Origin of the sequence: Leyella stercorea DSM 18206 (assembly GCF_000235885.1) — a bacterium.
In the GTDB taxonomy this organism is placed as follows: Bacteria; Bacteroidota; Bacteroidia; order Bacteroidales; family Bacteroidaceae; genus Prevotella; species Prevotella stercorea.
Genome location: NZ_JH379440.1, coordinates 1 through 949 on the forward strand (window position 1 = coordinate 1; position 949 = coordinate 949).

Annotated in this window: 1 pseudogene; it reads right to left on the reverse strand. The window is 48.1% G+C overall.

Annotation, left to right across the window (positions count from 1 at the left end):
- Nucleotides 1-894: pseudogene (locus HMPREF0673_RS07820) on the reverse strand (conjugal transfer protein TraG); the annotation flags it as partial.
- Nucleotides 895-949: the final 55 nt, after the last annotated feature.

Genomic DNA, 949 nt, shown 5'->3' on the forward strand with positions numbered 1-949 from the left:
GGGGATGCTTGCGTGCCGGTTCTTCTTTTTGTCGAGTAATGCCAGTTCACGCTTCTGACTGGGCAGGAAAATAATTTGGTTGTACACCACCGTTTCTGCGTTCGGAATATTATCCACCACCGAGACAAGATCCACTGGCATCTCGGTATTATTCACCTCGATATTGGTATAGGGACGTATCAGCGAGGGGAGTGCGGCGCAGTCCACGTCCACGAGGCTGTACACCTTACAGCGTTTATCACCCATAGATACCGTTTCGTCGTCAGCCTTGACATTCGTCATCGAGACCGTACGGTCTTTGAAGTTCATCGCAAAGTAACGGTCCACATATTCGCTTGCCTCGGCTTTGTTCAGGAATTTCACTTGTACACCGCTGTCGCGTAGTAGGTCTCGAACCTTATAAATCTTCACGAGGAAATCGCGCCATTTCTTGCTATCGTAAGAGAAAAGACGGCTCTTCTTGGCTTCCTGTGTGATAGTCAGATAGCAAAGGCTGTCCGTGTACGGACGCCCATTAAAATAACGGAAGTACGATGCCGAAAGAAATTCTTGATTATGCTCCGGCTCGTTCGCGAACTGTTTTCTCACGAAGATGTCCTGTTTGTGTAAGGCATATCCTTCGCCCAGTGTTTGCGCAAGGGCAGAGAATAGATGCGTGAAATCGTAATAGCTGTCAATGTCTGCCGAATACTTCTGTACTGGATTTTCGATTTTCAAGACGGCGGAATATTCACCCGTCTTGGTGTACAGCACACCCACACCATCTGTATCTTCCACAGAGAAATAGATATTCTGAAAGATGTGCTTGCGCTTGCCGCCCGTACCGAACGTATAGACTGACAAGGCCATACCCGTACATAGGGCGATGAAAAATAAAATGATATATAGGGTCATTCCGATATTCGTTCATTAAATAGGGGCAGGTCTGCCTCGGCTGGAGGCGGACCCG